This is a genomic window from Frigoribacterium sp. CFBP 13729 (assembly GCF_014841875.1).
Taxonomy (GTDB): domain Bacteria; phylum Actinomycetota; class Actinomycetes; order Actinomycetales; family Microbacteriaceae; genus Frigoribacterium.
This window is the reverse complement of sequence record NZ_JACYUR010000003.1, coordinates 240768-260872: the sequence shown is the minus strand read 5'-3', so window position 1 is coordinate 260872 and position 20105 is coordinate 240768. Positions and strand designations below refer to the sequence as shown.

Genomic DNA, 20105 nt, shown 5'->3' with positions numbered 1-20105 from the left:
GCGGCGACGGTCCCGACCGTCGCCGCGCCTCCCGCGATCCGCACCGCCCCGCACCGATCCGCACCTCCCGCACCGCCCCGTGCCTCCCGCGCACCGCACCGACCGCACCGCCCAGCCCCCTGGAGACGTCATGACCCCGCACGCCGACCCCGTCGCCCCGGCCGCTCCCTCGGCCGCCTCCGACCCCGCCGAGATCGTCGTCTCGCTCGAGGGCATCACCAAGCGCTTCGGCACGACGACGGCTCTGGACAGCGCGTCGCTCGAGGTCCGGCGCGGCGAGGTCGTCGTGTTGCTCGGCCTCTCCGGCTCGGGCAAGTCGACGCTGCTGCGCCACGTCGACGGCCTCGAGCGGCCGACGTCGGGCACCGTGCACGTGCTCGGCCGCGAGGTCACCGCGCTCTCGGGCCGCGCCCTCCGCGAGCTGCGCAGCGAGGTCGGCTTCATCTTCCAGCAGTTCGAGCTCGTGCCCTCGCTCACGGTGCTCGAGAACGTGCTCACCGGCTCGCTCGCCGCCGTGCGGGGCCCGCGTCTCGGCCTCTGGTCGTACGGACGCGCGGCCCGGGCCGAGGCGCTCGCCCGGCTCGAGCGCGTCGGCCTGCTCGAGCGCGCCTACCAGCGTGCCGACACCCTCTCGGGCGGCCAGCAGCAGCGCGTGGCCATCGCTCGTGCGCTGATGCAGCGGCCCCAGGTGCTGCTCGCCGACGAGCCCGTCGCCTCCCTCGACCCCGAGTCGAGCGACCAGGTGATGGCGCTCATCCGCGAGATCGCCGTCGACGAGGGCCTGACCGTGATCTGCAGCCTGCACCAGGTCGACCTGGCGCTCTCGTGGGCCGACCGCATCGTCGGGCTCCGGCACGGCGCGGTCGTGCTCGACACCGAGACCGAGGGGCTGTCTAAGGCCCAGGTCATGGAGATCTACGGCCGCGTCGCGACCAGCACCGGCCAGCTCGAGGCCATCGAGCTGGAGCTGGCCGGGGCCGGCAGCACCGCAGGCGCCGGCAGCGCCGCAGGCACCGCCGCCGCCGGGGACGCCGTCCGATGACCGCCGTGACCGAGCGCCCGCGCACGACCGACCAGGTCCTGGCGCCCGTCGCCGCGCCTCCTCGTCGCCGGGTCTCGCCCGAGCGCGTCGCCGCCGGCCTCACGATCGTCGCCCTGCTGGGGCTGAGCGTCGTGGCGCTCCGCAGCGTCGAGATCGACCCGGCCCGCATGCTGCAGAGCTGGTCGAACGTGGAGCGCTTCTTCGGCCGGGTCGGGGCGATCGAGTTCCCGCCGCTCGGCGAGCTGCTGCAGCTCACGGCGCTGACGCTCGGCCTCGTGATCTGCGGCACGCTGCTCGCCGCCGTGCTGTCGGTCCCGGTGGCCGTGCTCGCCGCCTCGAACACCACGCCCGGACCCGCCTGGCGTGCCGCCGCCCGCTTCGTCACGGTGCTCGCCCGCGCCGTGCCCGACGTCGTGCTCGCGATGGTGTTCGTGCTGCTCTTCTCGCTCGGCACGCTGCCGGGCATCCTCGCCATCGGCCTGCACTCGGTCGGCATGATCTCGAAGCTGTTCGCCGACGCGATCGAGCAGATCGACGAGGGGCCGCGCACCGCGGTCCGCGCCGCCGGAGGCACCCGCCTGCAGCAGTTCACCGCGGGGGTGCTGCCCCAGGTGCTGCCCTCGTGGGTGGCGACCGTGCTGCACCGCAACGACATCAACCTGCGCGGCAGCGTGATCCTCGGCTACGTCGGCGTGGTCGGCCTCGGCATGGAGATGTCGTTCGCCTTCAAGTCGCTCGACTACGGCCTGGGGCTCGGCTACGCGCTCGTCATCTTCGTGCTCTGCGTCGTCATGGAGATCGTCTCCAGCTCGGTGCGCGCCGCCATGCTCGGCGTCGCGCCGACCGGTCGCGGCCTCGGCGACCGCGTCGTGCGGCGGGCCACGAGGAGGCGCGCGGCCGGGGCGTCCGCCGCGGTCGTCCCCGAGACGGCCGGCCGGGCACCTGCGGGCGTGACGGGCGCGGACGACGCGACCCGCGCCTCCCGCGCTGCCGCGCCTGCTGCGGACGACGCGACCCGTGCCCCCGTCCCCGCCGTCTCGGTCGACACGATGCTCAGCCGCCCCTGGGACCGCACCCGCGTGCGGGACACGTCGTGGGGCGCGATCGCCGTGGCGGTCGTCGTCGCGAGCGTGCTCGTCTGCGACGTCGCCTGGTCCGACCTCGTCACCGTGTGGAGCGGCGTGCCCGCCGTCGCCGTACAGTTCTGGCCGCCTTCGTTCGGCAGCTACGAGACGACGACCATGATCGCCGCGATGGGCGAGACGATCGCGATCGCGCTCGCCGCGACGCTGCTCACCCTGGTCGCCTCCGTCGTGATCGGCTCGCTCGCCGCGCGCAACGTGGCGCCGAGCCGGGGGATGCGCAGCGGCATGCGCCTGCTGCTCGTCGGCATCCGAGGCGTCCCCGAGGTGATCCTCGCCATCGTGCTGATCGTCGTCACCGGCCTCGGCACGCAGGCCGGCACCCTCGCGCTCGCGCTCGGCGGCGTCGGCCTGCTCGGCAAGCTGATCGCCGACTCGTTCGAGGAGGTGTCGGCCGGCCCCGAGCGCGCGCTCTCCGCCACCGGCGCCACCCGGCTGCAGGTCTACGCCGGCGCGACCCTGCCGCAGGGAACCCGTGCGCTCGTGGGCCACACCTTCTACATGCTCGACACGAACATCCGCGCGGCGACGCTGCTCGGCATCGTCGGGGCCGGGGGAGTCGGCTACTACCTGCTCAACGCCAGCCAGGGGTCGAACTACGGCGCCGTGGCCGCGATCGTGCTGATGATCCTCGTCACCGTGCTCGCCGTCGAGGGGCTCGCGATGTGGATGCGGAAGGTGCTGCGATGAGCGCGCGTGCCGAGCTCCACGCGGCGCCTGCGCACGACGTCGTCGTCGTCGGCTCGGGCATCGTCGGCCTGGGGGCGGCGCTCGCCGCCGTCGACCGCGGCCTGTCGGTGCTGGTGGTCGACCGCTCGGCCGTGATCGGCGGCTCGACGATCCGCAACTTCGGCCACCTCTGCCTCACCCCGCAGAGCGGCGAGGCGCGTCGCCACGCGATCGCCGCCCGCGGGCTCTGGCTGAGGCTGGCCCGCGACGCCGGGTTCTGGGCCTCCGAGCGAGGCACGCTGGTCGCCGCCCGGCACCTCGACGAGCTCGCGCTGCTCGACGAGCTCGCCGCCGCGCGCACCGAGCGTCTGCTCGGCGACCGGCCTGAGATCGAGCCGCTCGACGAGCGCGAGCTCCGGGCCCTCGCCCCGGTCTCGCCGGGCGTCACGCTCGGCGGCGCGCTGCTGCCGTACGACCTGCAGGTCGACCCGCGGGAGGCGGCGGACGCGATCCGCAGGCACCTCGAGTCGCGAGGGGTGCGCTTCCTGACCCGCACCTCCGTCGGGTCGGTCCGCAGCGGGCGCGTCGAGACGAGCCGCGGACCGATCGACGCCGGCACCGTGGTCGTCGCGACGAACCACGACCTCGACCAGCTGCTGCCCGACCTCGCCGAGCGCGCCGAGCTGCAGCGCTGCGGACTCGACATGCTCCGCGTGCGGGCCGACCTCGCGCGGCCGCTCGTCGCGCCGCTGCTGACCGGGTGGTCGCTGATCCGCTACAGCGCGTTCGCCGGCACGGTCGCGGCCGACCAGGTGCGGGCGAGGCTGCACGCCGAGCGGCCGGACCTCGCCGCGCTCGACCTCAACCAGATGTACACGCAGCTGCCCGACGGCTCGGTCGTCGTCGGCGACAGCCACCAGAAGGGCGCGGCGATCTCGCCGTTCCAGGACGAGCGCGCCTCCGTGGCGTTCCTCGACGAGTTCCGGGCGCTGTTCGGCGCCGAGCCCGTCGTGACCGAGCGCTGGCAGGGCGTCTACGCCTCGGGCCGCGACGAGTTCGTCGTCGACGAGGTCGAGCCGGGCGTGCTCGTGACCGTCGTCGCCACGGGGATCGGCATGACCACCGGGCTCGGGCTCGCCGAGCACGTCGTCGGCAGCCACCTCGACGGCGGGCGTGACGCGGCGCTCTCGCCCGCCGGCACCTCCGACGCGGCGCTCTCGCTCCCCGCGTCGCCCTCCGACGACTCCGCACCTCTCCCCTCCGTCCTGACAGGAAGCCGCTCATGAGCATCGAGACCACCCCCTCCCGCCCTGCCTCCGCCGCGCCCGCCGTCGAGCTCGTCGTGCTCGACATGGCCGGCACGACCGTCGTCGACGACGGCATCGTCGAGCAGGCCTTCGTCCGCACCGCCGACCGGGTCGACCTCGGCCCGTCGCTGACCCGCGAGGAGGCGCTGCAGCACGTCCGCGACACGATGGGGCAGTCGAAGATCGACGTGTTCCGGCACCTGGCCGGCGGCGACGAGCAGGTCGCGCAGCGCGCCGCCGAGCAGTTCGAGGTCGCCTACGGGGAGCTCGTCGACGAGCTCGGCGTCGACCCGATCGAGGGAGCGGGCGAGCTGATCGACACGCTGCGCGCCTCCGGCGTCGCAGTCGTCCTCACGACCGGCTTCGCCCCCGCGACGCGCGATCGCCTGCTCGACGCCCTCGGCTGGCAGGTCGACGCAGCGCTGTCGCCCGTCGACGCGGGTCGTGGTCGGCCCGCGCCCGACCTCGTGCTCACGGCGCTGCTGCGCACGGGCGCGTCGTCGGTCGCCTCGGTCGTCGTCGTCGGCGACACGGCGAGCGACGTGCTCTCGGGCCGTGCGGCGGGCGCCGGGCTCGTCGTCGGCGTCACGACGGGTGCGCACACCCGCGAGCAGTTGCTCGCCGCGGGCGCCGACGTCGTGCTCGACAGCGTGCGCGAGCTGGCGGGGCTGCCGCAGCTCGCGGTTCTGCTCGCGACCGCGACCGCGACCGCGACCGCGACGGCGACGGCGATCGCGAGCCCGGTCCCGGTCTCGTGACGACCGCCTCCTCGCGTTCGGCACTCACGACGCGCTCGATGCCCTCGACCGGCGAGGAGGCGCAGGCCGCGTCTCCGGGAGCGCCGTCCGGACGCGTCGACCTTCGTCTCGACCCGGCGCCCACGGCGATGGTCTGGACGCAGCCCGGTCGCCCGCACGACGCGGTCGCGGTGCCGAGCGTGCACCTGGCCCCGGGCGACCTGCTGGTCGCCGTGGAGCTCGCCACGATCTGCGGCTCCGACGTGCACACGACCCGCGGCGACCGCGGGGCCCCGGCGCCGCTCGTGCTCGGCCACGAGCAGGTCGGCCGGGTCGTCGCGGTCGGCGCGGGGGCCGTGGCCGTCGACGGGACGCCCCTCGTGCCCGAGCAGCGGGTCGTCTGGTCGCTCACCGTCAGCTGCGGACGCTGCTCGAGCTGCGGGCGGGGCCTGCCCCAGAAGTGCGAGTCGGTGCTCAAGTACGGGCACGAACGGCTCGTCACGGGCTGGGAGCTCAGCGGCGGCTTCGCCACGCACGTCCACGTCCGTGCCGGCACCGCAGTCGTCCCCGTCGCCGACGACCTCGACGCCGCGCTGCTCGCCCCCGTCTCCTGCGGCACGGCGACCGCGAGGGCCGCCCTCGACTCGGCGGCGCAGGTCGTCGACCTCGCCGGGTCGGTGGTGCTCGTGCTCGGCGCGGGGCTCATCGGGCTCACGGCCACGGCCATGGCGACCGACGCCGGGGCCCGCGTCGTCGTCGTCGACCCCGATGCGTCGCGACGTGCGCTCGCCGCCCGCTTCGGGGCCGTCGCCACGGCGTCGCCCACCGTCACGCCCGGATCGGACGACAGCGTCGAGCACGCGCTCCGCACCGCAGGAGGCGCCCCCCTCGTGGCCGTGGAGGCGTCCGGATCACCGCACGCCGTCGCCTCCGCGCTCGCCCTGCTCGGGACCGGCGGGGTCGCCGTGCTCGTCGGCAGCGTGTTCCCCGCGCCGGCCGTGCCGCTCGACGCCGAGAGCGTGGTGCGACGGCTCGTGACGATCCGGGGCGTGCACAACTACGCGCCGCGGCACCTGGTCGCGGCGGCCCGCTTCGTCGAGGAGCGGCACGCGGCCTGGCCGCTCGCCGAGCTCGTGGGCGAGACCGTGGCGCTGGTCGACCTCGACGCCGGCATCACGGCTGCCGCGGCGGGCGGCTCGGTGCGGGTGGGCGTCCGCCCGACCTGACCGGGCTCTCCCTCACGGCCGCACCGCCGCCTCCTCGGGTCACGCGCCGGTCGAGCAGGTGCTCAGGCGCCGATCGCGCGGATGAAGTGGCCGCCCTCGCGGGCGCGGCCCGACGCCGCGACCGTGAAGCGGACGATGTCGCTGCGGTAGCGGTCGTCGGAGGCCTCGAAGGTGCGGCCGTCACGGCCGCGGGTCACGCGGTGCAGCCGCAGGATCGGCGTCCCGAGGTCGACGCCCAGCAGCTCGGCGTCGAGCTCGTCAGCCGCCACCGCGTCGATCTCGTGGTCGATGTCGTCGTAGCCGAACCCCCGCGAGTCGAGGTACTCGGTGATCGAGACCGTGTCGAGGTCGACGTCGAAGAGCACTCGGCCGACCTCCTCGATGAAGGTGAGGCGCTCGAGCATCGTGGGGCGGCCGTCGACGAGTCTCAGCCGCACGACGTCGACGACGAGGTCTCCGGGCTCGATGCCCAGCGCCCTCGCCTTCTCGTCGTCCGCGCGCCGCAGCGACACCTCCTGGGTGCGGGCGCCCGGCTCGCCGCCCACGTCGCGCACCCACTTCGTGAACGGGATCGAGACGTCGACGGGGTGGTGCGCCTTGCGGGCGACGACGCGGGCAGGTCGACCGCGCCGGGTCTCGACGAGGCCCTCGCTGCGCAGCGCCGCGAGGGCGTTGCGGATGGGACCGCGGGAGGTGCGCCACTGCTCCGCGAGCTCGCCCTCGCTGGGCACGTCGTCGCCGACCGCGAGGTCGCCGCTGAGGATGCGGCGACGCAGGTCGTCGGCGATCTGGTCGTACAGGGAGCTGGCCACGCTCGGAGCCTACCGATCGTGGCCGTCGTGCCCCGGCGTGCGCGCCGCCGCCTCACCCGCGCGGCGAGAGCTCACCGTCGGGCCCGATCAGCGGCGCCGTCGTCGGCAGGTCGCGCTCGCCGAACTCGCGCACGAGGTCGGCTGCCTTCCCCGCGGGGTCCGGGACCGGCCGGCCGTCCGCGAAGTCGAACCGTGCCGACCTCAGCTGCCCCCGCACGAACGACCCGTCCGCGTCGAGCACGACGTCGAGGTGCACGCCGTGGCGCGTCGCCTCCTCCGCCCCGAAGACGCCCCCGCCGCCGAAGTTCCCGAGGCTGTAGGCGATGAGCTTCCCGTCGCGGAACTCGGCCGCGCGCAGGCTGTGCGGCCCGTGCCCGACCACGAGGTCCGCGCCGGCGTCGACGGCGGCGTGCGCGAAGGCCACGGGATCGCCGCGGTCCTCGCCGAACATCTGCTCCGGGCCGGGACGGACCACGTTCGCGTCCGGGCCCTCGGCGCCCATGTGCGCGTGCACGACGACCACGTCGGCGGCCGCCGACGCCGCGGCCACGACCTTCCGCACGTGCCTGAGGTCGGTGACCCGGTTCGTGCCCGCGTAGGGGGCGAAGCCGACGACGGCGACGACCGTGCCGCCGATCCGGGTGCAGACGATCTCGTCGCGCTCGCCGACGGCGGCGATGCCCTGGCCGGCCAGCGCCTCCCTCGTCTCGCGGTACCCGACCGGGCCGAAGTCGCCGGTGTGGTTGTTCGCCATGTTCATCAGGTCGAAGCCGGCGAGGTGCGCCGCCGTCCCCGGGTCGCTGCGGAACGCCAGGCAGTCGCTGCCGGCGGCGCACTTGTCGAACCCGGTGTCGTCGGCGATCACCTGCTCGAGGTTGCCCGTGACGAGGTCCTCGGTGAACCAGGGGCGCACCTCGTCGAGGTGGCTCGCGCCTCCGTCGGCCGGCACGCGGTGCCCGACGTCGTGCATGAGGACGTCGCCGACGGCGCCGATGCTGACCTGCCCCTCGACGGCGGCCGGCCGCGCGGGCAGGTCAACCGTGCAGCCGGCGAGCTGCTGGGCACGGGTGCCGGCGACGCCGCCGAGCACGAGCAGCAGCGCGGCGGCGCCGGCGCGCCAGGGCGCCCGACCCGACCGTCGCGGCGTCCGACCCGAGCGACCCGCCGGCGGGTGCGGGCGGTCGACCTCGGCCGCCCGGGCCGTGCGTCGCCCCGGCAGGTCCCAGAGCCAGCCGAGACCGTCGCGGGCCGCGAGCCGGTCGATCACGAGGCAGATCCCGACGAGCGCCGCCGTCAGCGCCACGGGCAGCGCGGCGGCGGCGACGAGCTTCGCGCCCACCCGCGCCCCCGAGAGCGGCTCGGCGAGCAGGTGGTCGGCGAGGGCCAGGAGGGGCATGTGCAGCAGGTAGATCGGCAGGCTCCGCCGTCCGAGCCGCACCAGCACGGGGCCGACGACCCGGATCCGCGCCAGCCACGGCGACGTCGCGAGGACGGCGCCCGACCCCAGCAGCGACAGGACGAGCCAGGCACCCGGCACCGCCGCGGAGCCGGTGACGCGCACGGCCGCGAACGCTGCGGCGTACACGGCCACCAGCCCGAGGACGACCCGGAGGCGCGCGCCGGGCACGACCCGGCGGAGCCACGGGGCGAGGGAGGCGCCGAGCACGAAGAAGACGAGGTCGCCGAGCAGCTGCCCCCGGTTCGACACCACCTCGACGAGCCCGGACGAGACGACGACGGACAGCGCGGCGGCGGCCGCCACGACGACGACCGGCGGCACACGGCGCAGCGCCTTCGCCACGACGAAGTAGAGCACGAGGGCGTAGAGGTACCAGGTGCTCATCGGGCTGATCGTGACGGCCTCGACGAACTCGGCCACGCTGCGGGGCACGAAGGTCGGGAACTCGGGGAACGCCCACAGGGCGGCCGTGTGGATCAGCGACCAGAGCAGGTAGAGCCAGGCGAAGCGCAGCACTCGTGGCCGGAGGACCGCCGACCACGGCCGGGCCAGCGCACCCGCGGCGAACACGCCCGAGACCAGCACGAACGCCGGCATGAGGAACGGCCAGACGGCGTCGACGGCGAGGCCCCAGGCCCCCGGCACCGGCAGGCCGAGCTGCCAGTCGACCTGCAGCGTGCTCTTCAGGACGACGTGCCAGAGCACCACCAGGACGACGAGCAGGCCCTTGAGCGCGTCGGCCCAGCCCTCGCGCGACGCGGGCGACGAGGACGACGCCGGGGCGCTCACGGCCGCGACGCTCACGCGCGACCGCCGGTCAGCGCGGCGTCGACGAGCGCCCCGACGAGCTCGACGTAGCCGAGGCCGACGGCCTCGAACATCCGGGGGACCTGCGACCGCTCGGTGAACCCCGGCGACGTGTTGACCTCGTTGAGCACGACGCCGGCGTCCGTGACGAAGAAGTCGAAGCGGGCGACGCCGTCGCAGCCGAGCGCGTCGTACAGCAGGCGGGCCGTCCGCTCGACCGCGGTGTGCTCGGCGAGCGTGAGGCGGGCCGGCAGCCTGAACTCGGCGCTCCCGTCGTACTTGCTGTCGCGGTCGAAGACCCCGTGCGGGTCGACGCCGATCTCGAGGGTCGACCCGGCGCGCAGCACGCCGCCCGCGTCGCGGAACAGGGCGATGTCGACCTCGCGGCCCTCGACGCACGACTCGACGAGCACCAGCTCGCCGGCGGTCCGGGCGTGGGCCACCGCAGCGGGCAGCTCGGCGAGGTCGGCGACGACCGACACCCCGTCGCTCGACCCGGCGGACGTCGGCTTGACCACGAGCGGCGGCGCGAGCGTGATGCCGTGCGGCCCGTGGCCGCCGCCGCGGCAGACACCGTCGCCGGCGCGCACGAGGACGCCCGGGGCGGTGGCCACGCCGACCGCCTCGGCGACGAGCTTCGTGGCCCACTTGTCGGCGGCGAGGGCGCCTGCCCGCACCGGCGAGCCGACGAAGGGCACCCCGGTCATCACCAGCAGCCCGGCCACGGCGCCGTCCTCGCCGTCGACGCCGTGCAGCACCGGGAAGGCGACGGCGCAGTCCGTCAGCACGGCCACGGCCTGCGCGGGCGTGACGGCGCCCTCGCCCTCGAGGTGCCAGCCGCCCTCGCGGTCGACGGTGAGCGCGACGGCCTCGGCGCCGAGCTCGCGCACCGCGCGCGTGACCGCCGCCGCCGAGGCGAGCGACACCTCGTGCTCGCCGTTCGCACCGCCCCCGATCACGGCGACGCGCGGGCTCTCCCGGTCGGTCGTCACGGTCTTCTGTCCTGTCATGCGAGGGCTCCTGCTTCGTCGGAGGGGAGGGGGATCGAGGGGGCGCGGGGCGCGGAGGAAGGGCGGGGCGCGGGGGAGCGGCCGGGCACGGAGGAGGCGCGGAGCGCGGAGGCGGCGGGAACGGAGGCATCGGTCGTGCGGTGCACCCGCGCGACGCGGCTGCCGATCCGCGTGACGATCTCGTGCGGCACGGTGTCGGCCCAGCGGGCCCAGTCGGCCACCGTGGGCTCGCCGCCCTCTCCCGGGCCGAACAGGACGGCGGGCTCGCCCGGCCGCACGAGGTCGTCCCCCGTGTCGACGACGACCATGTCCATCGAGAAGAGGCCGACCACGGGTCGTCGGCGGCCGCGGACCAGCACCTCGGCGCGGTGCGAGGCCGTCCGGGGCAGCCCGTCGCCGTAGCCGATCGGGAGCAGGGCGAGGTTCGTGCGTCGCGCCAGCACGTGCGCCAGGCCGTACCCGACGCCGGTCCCCGCCGAGGCCTCCCGCGACGACACGACGTGCGACGTGAGCGTCAGGGCCGGACGCAGGGCCGAGGAGGTGCCCGACGGGTCGATCCCGAAGAGCCCCGCCCCGATGCGGTGCAGGTCGAAGCCGGCTCCCGCACCCGTCACGGTGGCCGCCGTCGCGGCGAGGTGGGCGACGGCGGGGGCCAGCCCGCGCCTCCTCGCGGTCCGCAGCGCCGCGTCGAAGGCGAGGCGCTCCCGCTCGTTCTGCTCGTCGCCCGGGCGGTCGGCGCACGACATGTGCCCCATCACCCCGACGACGCGCACCTGGCCGGCGGCCCGCAGCTCCCGGGCGAGGTCGCACAGGCAGCGCCACGCACCGGGCGGACAGCCGTCCCGGGCCATGCCGACGTCGACGTGCAGGTGCACGCGGGCCGGTCGCCCGGCGGAGCGGGCCGCGCGGGCGACCGCGTGCAGCAGCTCGGGTCCGGGGACGGCCAGGTCGACGTCGGCGCGGATCGCGGCCTCGAAGTCGGCGTCCGGCGCGTTGAGCCAGCTGAGGACGGGCACGCGCACGCCCTCGGCGCGGAGGGCCAGCGCCTCCTCGACCGACGTCACGCCGACGGACCGCGCGCCGCTCTCGATCACCGACGCCGCCACCGAGCCGTGGCCGAAGCCGTCGGCCTTGAGCACGGCCATCAGCCGGCCGCCGGTCAGCGCGGCGAAGTGCGCCGTGTTGGCCCGGACGGCGTCGTCGTGCACGCGCAGGGCGGACGCCGCGCTCACGCGCGCGTCCTCGGGTCCTCGGTCGGGTCGCGGTACATCGGCGGGCAGCCGGTCCGCGAGGCACCGTCCCGCAACTCGTAGTGCCAGGTCTCGTTCTCATAGATCTGGCAGAGGTCGTAGGCGGCGCCGTTCCGGGAGAACCAGTCGGTCGCGTCCCACGAGCCGATGTCGACCGCGTCGCCGCTCACGTGCGCGGACGTGGCCGGCGTGGACACCCAGCGCGCCGCCTCCCGGGCCGACCCGTACTGTGCGACCGCGTCCCGCAGCAGCTGCTCCTGGTGGGCCGCGGAGCGCCAGCCGCTGTTGACGACGACGTCCACGCCGTCGGAGGAGGCGGCGGTCGCGGCGCGCTGCAGGGCGTCGAGGAGGCGCGGGTCGAGCCCCGCGACCCCCGGCACGTCGACGTCGAAGGCCGAGGTGCCGTCGGGGACGACCCCACCCGCCTCCCCGGTCGCGTCCTGGTCGCGGGAGGGATCGCCGTCGCCGGCGAGGACCGCGCCGTCGACCGGCCCGCCGGCTCCGCTGTCGCCCGCTCGGCCGCCGAAGCTGCCGCCGTCGGCACTGCCGCTGCCGACCGGGGCGCCGCCGGAGAACGCGACGCCCGCCCAGGCGGCGGCCACGAGCGCGGCCACGAGGAGCACGGCAGCGGCCACCATCAGCGTGAGGTCGCGGGCGCCGAGCCGCCGACGGCGGTGAGCAGATGCGTCGGCGGGTGCGGACGCGTCGGCAGGAGCCGAGAGGGGTGTGCGGGGCGCCGGGATCGGGAGCGGAGCGGTGTCGGACATGGTCCCAGTGCACGGCAGGGGCCGTTGCCGTGACGTTAAGCATTTCCGATACGCGGCGGATACCTCCCTGCTCGTACCATCGAGCGCATGCGCGTGTTGATCCTCGAGGACGAGCCCCTGCTGGCCCAGGCGATCCACGACGGCCTGCGGCTGGAGGCGATCGCCTCCGACGTGGCGGGCGACGGCGACACGGCCCTCGCGCTGCTCGACCTCAACAGCTACGACGTCGCCGTGCTCGACCGCGACGTGCCCGGCCCCTCGGGCGACGAGGTCGCCGAGCGCATCGTCGCCTCGGCCAGCGGCGTCCGCGTGCTCATGCTCACGGCGGCCGACCGGCTGGACGACAAGGCGACCGGCTTCGAGGCCGGCGCCGACGACTACCTCACGAAGCCGTTCGACCTGCGCGAGCTCGTGCTCCGCCTGAGGGCGCTCGACCGGCGGCGCACCCACCACCGCCCGCCGGTCACCGAGCTCGCCGGGCTGCGGATCGACCCGTTCCGACGTGAGGTGCACCGCGACGGGCGCCACGTGGCCCTGACCCGTAAGCAGTTCGCGGTGCTCGAGGTGCTCGTCGGGGCGGGCGGCGGGGTGGTCAGCGCCGAGCAGCTGCTCGAGCGGGCCTGGGACGAGAACGCGGACCCCTTCACGAACGCCGTCCGGATCACGATGTCGGCCCTGCGCAAGCGCCTGGGCGAGCCGTGGGTGATCGCGACGGTGCCGGGCGTCGGCTACCGGATCGACGTCGGAACGGCAGCCGCGCCCGAGGCCCCCGACCGTGCCTAGGCCCCCCGCGGCGCCGAGGCACCGCGGCGTCAGCGTCCGCGTGCGCCTCGCGCTCAGCTACGCGGGCGTCGTCGTCGTCACGGGCCTGCTCCTCCTCGCGGTGGTCTGGTTGTTCCTGCTGCGCTACGTGCCCCGGCGCCCCGACTACAACGGCAGCTTCGTTCCCGGGCGCGGCGACCTCGTCGACGCGTTCCTGCCCCGCGCCGGTCTCGCCCTCGCGGTCCTGCTCGTGCTCGGCCTGGTGGGCGGCTGGCTGCTCGCGGGCCGGGTGCTGGCCCCGCTCGAGCGGCTCGCCGAGGCCGCCCGCCGTGTCGAGGCCGGGTCCCTCTCGCACCGGGTCGACCTCCCCGGCCGCTCGGACGAGTTCCGCGACCTGGCCGACGCCTTCGACGCGATGCTGGCGACGGTGGAGGCGCAGGTCGAGACCCAGCAGCGGTTCGCGGCCAACGCCTCCCACGAGCTCAGGACCCCGCTCGCCGTGACGCGGGCTCTGCTCGACGTCGCGCGGGAGGACCCGTCCCGTGATGCCGCCCTGCTCGTCGAGCGCCTCAGCGCGGTCAACACGCGGGCCGTCGACCTGACCGAGGCGCTGCTGCTGCTGAGCCGGGCCGACCAGCTCCCCGCCGTGCGCGAGGTCGTCGACCTCTCCCTGCTGGCCGAGGAGGCGGTCGAGACGCTGCTGCCGCTGGCCGAGCCTAGGGGGGTCGCCCTCGACGCCTCGGGCGAGGCCGCGGCCACCTCGGGCTCGCCGGCGCTGCTGCTGCAGGTGGTGACGAACCTCGTGCACAACGGGATCGTCCACAACGTCGACGGCGCCGGCGCCGGCGCCGGGCACGGCGACGGCCGCTCGGTCGAGCCGGCCGTGGTGCACGTGCGGACCCGGGTCGACGGCGACCACGTCGAGCTCGTCGTGGACAACACCGGCGAGGAGGTGCCCCGCGACCTGGTGCCGACGCTCACGCAGCCGTTCCAGCGCGGCGCCGCCCGCCTGCACGACGGGGACGGCGGCACGGGCCTCGGCCTCGCGATCGTGGACGCGGTCGTGCGGGCTCACGGCGGACGGCTCGACCTCGCGCCCCGGCCCGGCGGCGGTCTCGTCGTCCGGGTGCGACTCGGGCGCGCATCCGTCGCCCCGAGTCCTTGACCACGGCGCGATGCATCGGCGTCGTCGGCGTGCGGCGTCGTGCGGCGTCGTGCGGCGTGCGGCGTGACGGTCGCCGTCGTCCTCAGCGACCAGCTGGTGTGAGGCGGGCTGAGATGACCGGCGACTGACTCAGAACTCGACGTCGACGCGGAGCCCGCCTGCGCGCCTCGGCACGAGTTCGAGGCGGGCACCGTGGCGGTCGCAGACGGCCTGCACGATCGCCAGGCCGAGTCCGTGCCCCCCGGCGCCGTGCACGCGACGGGCGCCTCGGTGGAACGCCTCGGTCAGGCGGGCGACCTCGTCGGGCTCGAGGACGTCACCGTCGTTGGCGACGCTCAGGAGGCGGCCCCGGAGCACGACCTCGACCCGGCCGCCGGGGCGCCCGTGCCGCAGCGCGTTGTCGACGAGGTTCGTCACGAGGGCGGCGAGCAGCGCGGGGTCTCCCTCGACGACGGCCGGCTCGAGGTCGTCGACCAGCGTGGTGCCGGCCGCGGCGGCCGTCGGCTCAGCCCGGGCGAGCGCGTCGACGACGAGCTCGCGCAGGTCGACGGGGCGGTCGTCGCCCTGGCCGGCGGTGGCGTCCGCCAGGGTGAGCAGCGCCTCCACCGTCCTCAGGCTGCGGGTGTTGGTCTCGCGCAGCCGCGTGCCGAGACGTTCGACGTCGACGCTCTGCGGCTCGGCGAGGGCGACGTCGAGCATCGCCTGGGTCGTCGCCAGCGGGGTCCGGAGCTCGTGGGAGGCGTTCGCGGCGAAGCGCTGCTGCGCCCGGTACGAGCCGTCGAGGCGCTCGAGCATGTCGTCGAAGGCACTCGCGAGGCGGTGGAACTCGTCGTGGGGACCGGCCAGCGCGAGGCGGTCGTGGTCGAGCGTCGGGCGCCTGCTCGTCTGGCCGAGCTCGGCCTCGCGTGCCGCGTCGGCGAGGTGGTCGAGGGGCCGCAGGAGGCGCCCGGCGAGCACCCAGCTCAGCCAGGCGCCCAGCGCGAGCACGACGACGAAGACCACGAGGGACGTCGTGAGGAGCACGCGGAGCAGATCGCCCTCGCCGTTGATGGTCAGCGAGTCGGAGATCAGCGTGGTCGCGTCGGGGGTCGCGGGGACGCGCTCGAAGGCCGGGGCCGACGTCGGGGCCGTGACCTCGCTGGGGCGCATGTCGACCGAGGGGCCGACGACGGCGGTGATGGCGTAGCGGGGGAGGTACCGCATGACCACGACGACGCTCGTCACGATCGCGGCGCCGACCACGAAGAGCAGCCCCGTGAAGGTCAGGGTCAGCCTCGCCCGCGCGCTCAGTCGGCGTCGCTGCCAGTACGTGCCGGTGCCCAGGCGGGTCACCGGGGGAGTCCCGTGCGGCCGGCGCCCGGGGTGCCGGCACGAGCGTCGGCGTCCGCGTCGGTGCCCGTCTCCGTGTCCGGCAACAGCCGGTAGCCGACGCCGGGCACGGTGTGGATCATCCACGGCTCGCCCAGCCGCTGACGGAGGTTCGAGATGGTGACGCGGACCGAGTTCGTGAACGGGTCGGCGTTCTCGTCCCAGGCCCTCTCGAGCAGGTGCTCGGCGCTGACGACCCCGCCCTCGGCCGCCAGCAGCACGCCGAGCACCGCGAACTCCTTGCGGGTCAGCCGCACGTGCCGTCCGGAGCGCTCGACCTCGTGCCGGAACGGGTCCCAGCGCAGCGACCCGCAGCGGAGCACCGGAGGCGCCGCCCGGCGAGGGCGTCGCGCCAGCGACCGCAGGCGGGCCACGAGCTCGGGGAACTCCACCGGCTTCGTGAGGTAGTCGTCCGCGCCGAGCTCGAGGCCGCCGACGCGGTCGCGCAGGGCGCCGGCGGCGGTCAGCATCAGCACGGCGGGACCGCCGGGCGTCGCGGCGATCGTGGCGCAGACGTCGTCGCCGTGCACGCCGGGGAGGTCGCGGTCGAGCACGACGGCGTCGTAGTCGACCACGGCCAGGCGCTCGAGGGCGGCCTCGCCGTCGGGCGCGACGTCGACCGACATCGACGCGCGCTCGAGCGTGGTCTGCACGGCCTCGGCCAGCCAGGGCTCGTCCTCGACGACCAGTACGCGCACGGAGTTCCTCTCGGTCGGGCGACGGCAGCGGATGCGCTTCCGGAGGAAGTGTCACATGTGATCTGTCACGTCAGCATAAAGCGGGCTGCTTACGACCTCGCAACGCGCTGGACGGTGGGATCGTCGTCGTCCCTCTCCGAGCGGACCGGGAGCGGCCGCGTGGTCGCCCCGCACCTCCTCCAGCGAAGGAACCGACCATGACCACCTCCTCCCGCACCTCCCGTGCGCTGTTCGCCCTGGCCGCCGTGCCCCTCCTCGTCGTCGCCCTCGCCGCCTGCACCTCGGGCGACGGCGACGCGACGCCGGACGTGAAGAGCGACTCGCAGGTCTCCGCCGACGCACAGAAGTGGGACGTCGCCCACGCGTCGTGCCTGCGCGAGGAGGGCATCGACGTCCCGGACCCGACCGCCGACGGCATGCAGCAGGGCTTCTCCGCCGACATCGACATGGACGTGCTGAACGCGGCCTTCGAGACGTGCCAGGAGAAGGTCACGGACGAGCTCGGCCCGCGGCCCGTGACGGCGCAGGAGAAGAAGGACCAGGAGGAGTACGAGGCGCAGGCCCGCGAGTCCGCCAAGTGCCTGCGGGAGAAGGGCTACGACGTCGCCGACCCGAGCGAGGGCGGCTCGGGCCTCGGCAACGGCGCCGAGGACGTCCCTGCCGACGTCCTCGAGGCCTGCGGCGGAGCAGCGGGCAACGGCTCCACCACGGTGCGGAAGTGACCTCGGTCGAGGACGACGCCGGCACCGCGCCGGGTCGTGGTCGTCGTCGCCGCCGGTGGGTGTGGCTGTCCGTCGCCGTCGTCGTGACCGCGGCCGTGGTCGTCACGGGAGTCGTGCTCGTCGGCTCGCCGGGCGGGGCCGCCGCCGACTCCGACGGCGAGTCCGGCGCGGGTGCGGCCGCCCCGACGGCCACGGCGGAGGTGACCCGGGGCGACCTGACCGGCGTCACGCAGAAGGCCGGCAAGCTCAGCCTCCTCGGCGGACCGGCGATCGTCGCCGGGCTCGGCGGCACCGTCACGGAGCTGCCTGCCCCCGGGACGGAGCTCACGTCCCGCTCGGTGCTGTACCGGGTGGACAACACGCCCGTGCTCGCCGTCGAGGGGGCGCTGCCCCAGTGGCGCAGCTTCGAGTCCGGCATGACCGACGGGCCCGACGTCGGGCAGCTCGAGCGCAGCCTCGTCGCCTGGGGCTTCCTCAAGGGCACGGCGAACGACCACTTCGACGCCCGCACGGAGACCGCCGTGAAGGCGTGGCAGAAGGAGCTCGGGCTGCCGCGCACCGGCGCCCTCGAGAAGGGGCGCATCCAGTTCGTCACGGGGACCTTCACCATGGGCGAGGCCGGCGTCGCCGTCGGCGACGAGGTCGGCGCGGGGGCACCGCTCTACCCGACCTCCCGCGGGGACCGCGTCGTCACCGTCGACCTGCCGGTCGGCTCCCCCCTCGCCCGCCTCGACGGGGTCGTCACGGTCGACCTGCCGACCGGCGGATCCGCCGCCGGCCGGGTCACCGGTGTCGGAGCGCCCCGCGACGCCGACGGCAAGACAGTCGTCGCCGTCTCGGTGTCCTTCGACGACCCTGCGGCGGCCGGGGACCTGACCGCTGCCGCCGTCCAGGTCGGGTTCCGGTCGGAGGTCCGCGAGGGCGTCCTGTCCGTGCCCGTCACGGCGCTCGGCGCCGCGAGCGGCGGCGGGTTCGTCGTCGAGGTCGTCGGCCGGGCCTCGGGCTCACGCCTGGTGCCCGTCGAGGTCGGCCTGTTCGCGGGCGACCGGGTCGAGGTCTCGGGCGACGTCTCCGAGGGCGACGAGGTCGTGGTGCCCGCATGAGCACCACGGCAGCTGTGCCGACGCCCGCGGGGGCTGCACCCGACCCGGTCGTCGAGCTCCGCGACGTCGGACGCACCTACGGCCGGCCACCGACCGTCGCGCTCGCCGACGTGTCCCTGACCGTGCAGCGCGGCGAGCTGCTCGCGGTCGTCGGCCCGTCCGGGTCGGGCAAGTCGACCCTGCTCAACGTGCTCGGCACCCTCGACCGGCCGACGACGGGGACCGTCCTCATCGACGGTGTCGACGTCGCGGCCCAGAGCGACCGCGCCCTCTCGGGGCTGCGGGCCCACCGCATCGGCTTCGTGTTCCAGCAGTTCCACCTCAGTGAGGGCGTCTCGGCGGTCGACAACGTCGCCGCAGGGCTCCTCTACTCGGGCGTGCCGCAGCGGTCGCGACGCCAGCGGGCGACGGCGGCACTCGAGCGGGTCGGGCTCGGGCACCGGCTCGACCACGAGCCGAACCAGCTGTCGGGCGGGGAGCGCCAACGCGTCGCGATCGCCCGGGCCGTGGTGCACCGGCCGCCCCTGCTGCTGGCCGACGAGCCCACCGGCAACCTCGACAGCCGCGCCGGCGCCGGCATCGTCGAGCTGCTGCACGAGCTGCACCGGGAGGGGACGTCGATCATCGTCATCACCCACGACGCCGACCTCGCAGCTCGTCTTCCCCGCCGTGTGACCATCCGGGACGGCCGCGTGGTGGACGACAGCTCGTCGCCGACTGCGCCGGCGCCGGGCCCGGGCACCGTGCCGTCGCCCGCCCCGAGCAGAGGAGCCCTCTCGTGACCGACCCGACCGCATCGCGGCTGCTCCCGGCGGACGTCCTCCGCCTGGGAGCGTCCGGACTCCTCACCCGTCCCACCAGGGCCCTGCTCTCCGCCCTCGGGATCGCCATCGGCATCGCCGCGATGATCGCGGTCGTCGGCATCTCCACCTCGAGCCAGGCTCGGCTCGCAGCGCAGCTCGACACGCTCGGGACCAACCTGCTCGAGGCCAGCCAGGGACAGGACCTCTTCGGCGAGGAGACGCCCTTGCCCCTGACCACGCTGGGGTCGGCAGCCCGGGTCGACGGTGTCGAGGCGGTCGCGTCGACGGGTGTCGTCGCCGGGGTCGGCGTCTACCGCAGCGCCGCCGTGCCCGAGGGCGAGACGGGCGGGATCACGGTGCGGACCGCCTCCTCGGGGCTGCTCGACGTGCTCGGCACGGACCTCGCCGCCGGCACCTGGTTCACGGACGGGACCGCGTCCTATCCCACCGTGGTGCTCGGATCGGCCGCCGCCGAGGCCCTCGGCGTCAGCGGGCCCGGCCAGCACGTCCTCGTCGGGAAGACCGAGCACCTCGTCATCGGGGTGCTCGAGCCCTCGCCGCTCGCGTCGGACGTCGACCGCTCCGCGCTGATCGGCGAGCGGGACGCCGAGGTGCTCACCGGCGCCGCCGTCCCGCCCTCGGCGGTGTACCTCCGGGTCGACGACGAGAGGGTCGACGAGGTGCGCGAGCTGATCGCGCCGACCATCCGCCCCGACGCGCCCTCCGAGGTCAGCGTGGCACGCCCCTCCGACGCCCTCGCCGCCAGGCAGGCAGCCGACCAGGCGTTCACCGGGCTGCTCGTGGGCCTGGGGTCGGTGGCCCTGCTCGTCGGGGGGATCGGCGTCGCGAACACGATGGTGATCTCCGTGCTCGAGCGGCGCCGCGAGATCGGGCTGCGTCGTGCGCTCGGGGCCACGAAGGCCCACGTGCGCGACCAGTTCCTCGCCGAGGCGCTGCTGCTGTCGCTGCTGGGCGGGGTCGGGGGGATCGTGCTCGGCCTGGCGGTCACCGCGGTGTTCGCGGCCTCACGGGGGTGGCCGCTCGCCGTGCCGCCGGCCGTGCTCGGCGCCGGCCTCGGAGCGACCCTGGTGATCGGCGCGGTCGCCGGGCTGTGGCCGGCGATCCGCGCCGCGCGCACGCCGCCGACGGAGGCCCTGCAGTCGTGAGCCCGCGCCGTCGTCCCCGGCCTGTGACCTGCCTGCGCGTCCGGACGGCGACGAGCGTCGCGGAGTCTCCTGGTGGAGGTCCGCTCTGGG

The 20105-nt window shown here is 75.5% G+C and carries 18 protein-coding genes; 11 read left to right on the top strand and 7 right to left on the bottom strand.

The features are described 5' to 3' along the window. The first annotated feature begins 130 nt into the window (after window positions 1–130). Genes phnC through IFT77_RS11590 form a run of 5 tightly spaced genes read left to right on the top strand, consistent with a single transcriptional unit; the run spans window position 131 to window position 6123 of the window. Window positions 131–1042 carry a phosphonate ABC transporter ATP-binding protein gene (gene phnC / locus IFT77_RS11610; protein WP_192040585.1) on the top strand — a complete coding sequence of 304 codons (912 nt, stop codon included), beginning with the start codon at window positions 131–133 and terminating at the stop codon, window positions 1040–1042. Continuing rightward, window positions 1039–2874 (top strand): ABC transporter permease subunit, encoded by a 1836-nt coding sequence (locus tag IFT77_RS11605; RefSeq protein WP_192170050.1) that lies wholly within the window; start codon window positions 1039–1041, stop codon window positions 2872–2874. The genes phnC and IFT77_RS11605 overlap by 4 nt, the downstream gene beginning before the upstream one ends. After that, window positions 2871–4139 (top strand): TIGR03364 family FAD-dependent oxidoreductase, encoded by a 1269-nt coding sequence (locus IFT77_RS11600; RefSeq protein ID WP_192040587.1) that lies wholly within the window; start codon window positions 2871–2873, stop codon window positions 4137–4139. Before IFT77_RS11605 ends, IFT77_RS11600 begins: the two co-directional genes overlap by 4 nt. Then, complete coding sequence (locus IFT77_RS11595; RefSeq protein WP_192040588.1) at window positions 4136–4918, top strand: phosphonatase-like hydrolase; 783 nt, start codon at window positions 4136–4138, stop codon at window positions 4916–4918. The genes IFT77_RS11600 and IFT77_RS11595 overlap by 4 nt, the downstream gene beginning before the upstream one ends. Window positions 4919–4956: 38 nt before the next feature. Continuing rightward, window positions 4957–6123 carry an alcohol dehydrogenase catalytic domain-containing protein gene (locus tag IFT77_RS11590; RefSeq protein ID WP_192040589.1) on the top strand — a complete coding sequence of 389 codons (1167 nt, stop codon included), beginning with the start codon at window positions 4957–4959 and terminating at the stop codon, window positions 6121–6123. Window positions 6124–6185: 62 nt separating this feature from the next. Here the strand turns inward: IFT77_RS11590 and IFT77_RS11585 are convergent, their stop codons facing one another. The 5 genes from IFT77_RS11585 to IFT77_RS11565 are packed head-to-tail and all read right to left on the bottom strand — an operon-like array spanning window position 6186 to window position 12228. Further along, a complete protein-coding gene (locus IFT77_RS11585) occupies window positions 6186–6935 on the bottom strand; it encodes a GntR family transcriptional regulator (RefSeq protein ID WP_371741032.1) in 750 nt (249 codons plus the stop codon). A gap of 52 nt (window positions 6936–6987) precedes the next feature. Beyond that, window positions 6988–9183, bottom strand: a complete 2196-nt coding sequence (locus IFT77_RS17485; protein WP_192170049.1) for a CapA family protein — start codon at window positions 9181–9183, stop codon at window positions 6988–6990. Between the two features lie 11 nt (window positions 9184–9194). Then, window positions 9195–10211 (bottom strand): ATP-grasp domain-containing protein, encoded by a 1017-nt coding sequence (locus IFT77_RS11575; protein WP_192170048.1) that lies wholly within the window; start codon window positions 10209–10211, stop codon window positions 9195–9197. Then, window positions 10208–11443, bottom strand: a complete 1236-nt coding sequence (alr, locus tag IFT77_RS11570) for an alanine racemase (protein WP_371741031.1) — start codon at window positions 11441–11443, stop codon at window positions 10208–10210. Before alr ends, IFT77_RS11575 begins: the two co-directional genes overlap by 4 nt. Beyond that, window positions 11440–12228: a M15 family metallopeptidase gene (locus IFT77_RS11565; RefSeq protein ID WP_244638742.1), complete on the bottom strand. Its 789-nt coding sequence runs from the start codon at window positions 12226–12228 to the stop codon at window positions 11440–11442. Before IFT77_RS11565 ends, alr begins: the two co-directional genes overlap by 4 nt. An 87-nt stretch (window positions 12229–12315) precedes the next feature. On the opposite strand from IFT77_RS11565, the gene IFT77_RS11560 reads away from it, so the two are divergent. Together IFT77_RS11560 and IFT77_RS11555 are read left to right on the top strand one after the other, a co-directional pair. After that, window positions 12316–13011 carry a response regulator transcription factor gene (locus IFT77_RS11560; RefSeq protein WP_192040592.1) on the top strand — a complete coding sequence of 232 codons (696 nt, stop codon included), beginning with the start codon at window positions 12316–12318 and terminating at the stop codon, window positions 13009–13011. Beyond that, window positions 13004–14155: an ATP-binding protein gene (locus IFT77_RS11555; protein WP_192040593.1), complete on the top strand. Its 1152-nt coding sequence runs from the start codon at window positions 13004–13006 to the stop codon at window positions 14153–14155. The genes IFT77_RS11560 and IFT77_RS11555 overlap by 8 nt, the downstream gene beginning before the upstream one ends. A 129-nt stretch (window positions 14156–14284) precedes the next feature. Here the strand turns inward: IFT77_RS11555 and IFT77_RS11550 are convergent, their stop codons facing one another. Both IFT77_RS11550 and IFT77_RS11545 read right to left on the bottom strand, forming a co-directional pair. Continuing rightward, entirely contained in the window at window positions 14285–15487 is a 1203-nt protein-coding gene (locus IFT77_RS11550; protein WP_192170047.1) for a HAMP domain-containing sensor histidine kinase, read from the bottom strand. Beyond that, complete coding sequence (locus tag IFT77_RS11545) at window positions 15484–16221, bottom strand: response regulator (protein WP_192170046.1); 738 nt, start codon at window positions 16219–16221, stop codon at window positions 15484–15486. Before IFT77_RS11545 ends, IFT77_RS11550 begins: the two co-directional genes overlap by 4 nt. A 197-nt stretch (window positions 16222–16418) precedes the next feature. Between IFT77_RS11545 and IFT77_RS11540 the strand changes: the two genes are divergently transcribed. From IFT77_RS11540 to IFT77_RS11525, 4 genes are read left to right on the top strand one after another with little or no spacing between them, the layout of a single operon-like run. Continuing rightward, entirely contained in the window at window positions 16419–16943 is a 525-nt protein-coding gene (locus IFT77_RS11540; RefSeq protein WP_192040596.1) for a hypothetical protein, read from the top strand. Further along, a complete protein-coding gene (locus IFT77_RS17480; protein ID WP_192170045.1) occupies window positions 16940–18046 on the top strand; it encodes a peptidoglycan-binding protein in 1107 nt (368 codons plus the stop codon). The genes IFT77_RS11540 and IFT77_RS17480 overlap by 4 nt, the downstream gene beginning before the upstream one ends. Beyond that, window positions 18043–18828 (top strand): ABC transporter ATP-binding protein, encoded by a 786-nt coding sequence (locus IFT77_RS11530; RefSeq protein WP_192170044.1) that lies wholly within the window; start codon window positions 18043–18045, stop codon window positions 18826–18828. The genes IFT77_RS17480 and IFT77_RS11530 overlap by 4 nt, the downstream gene beginning before the upstream one ends. Next, window positions 18825–20015, top strand: a complete 1191-nt coding sequence (locus IFT77_RS11525) for an FtsX-like permease family protein (RefSeq protein WP_192170043.1) — start codon at window positions 18825–18827, stop codon at window positions 20013–20015. Before IFT77_RS11530 ends, IFT77_RS11525 begins: the two co-directional genes overlap by 4 nt. Window positions 20016–20105 lie beyond the last annotated feature (90 nt).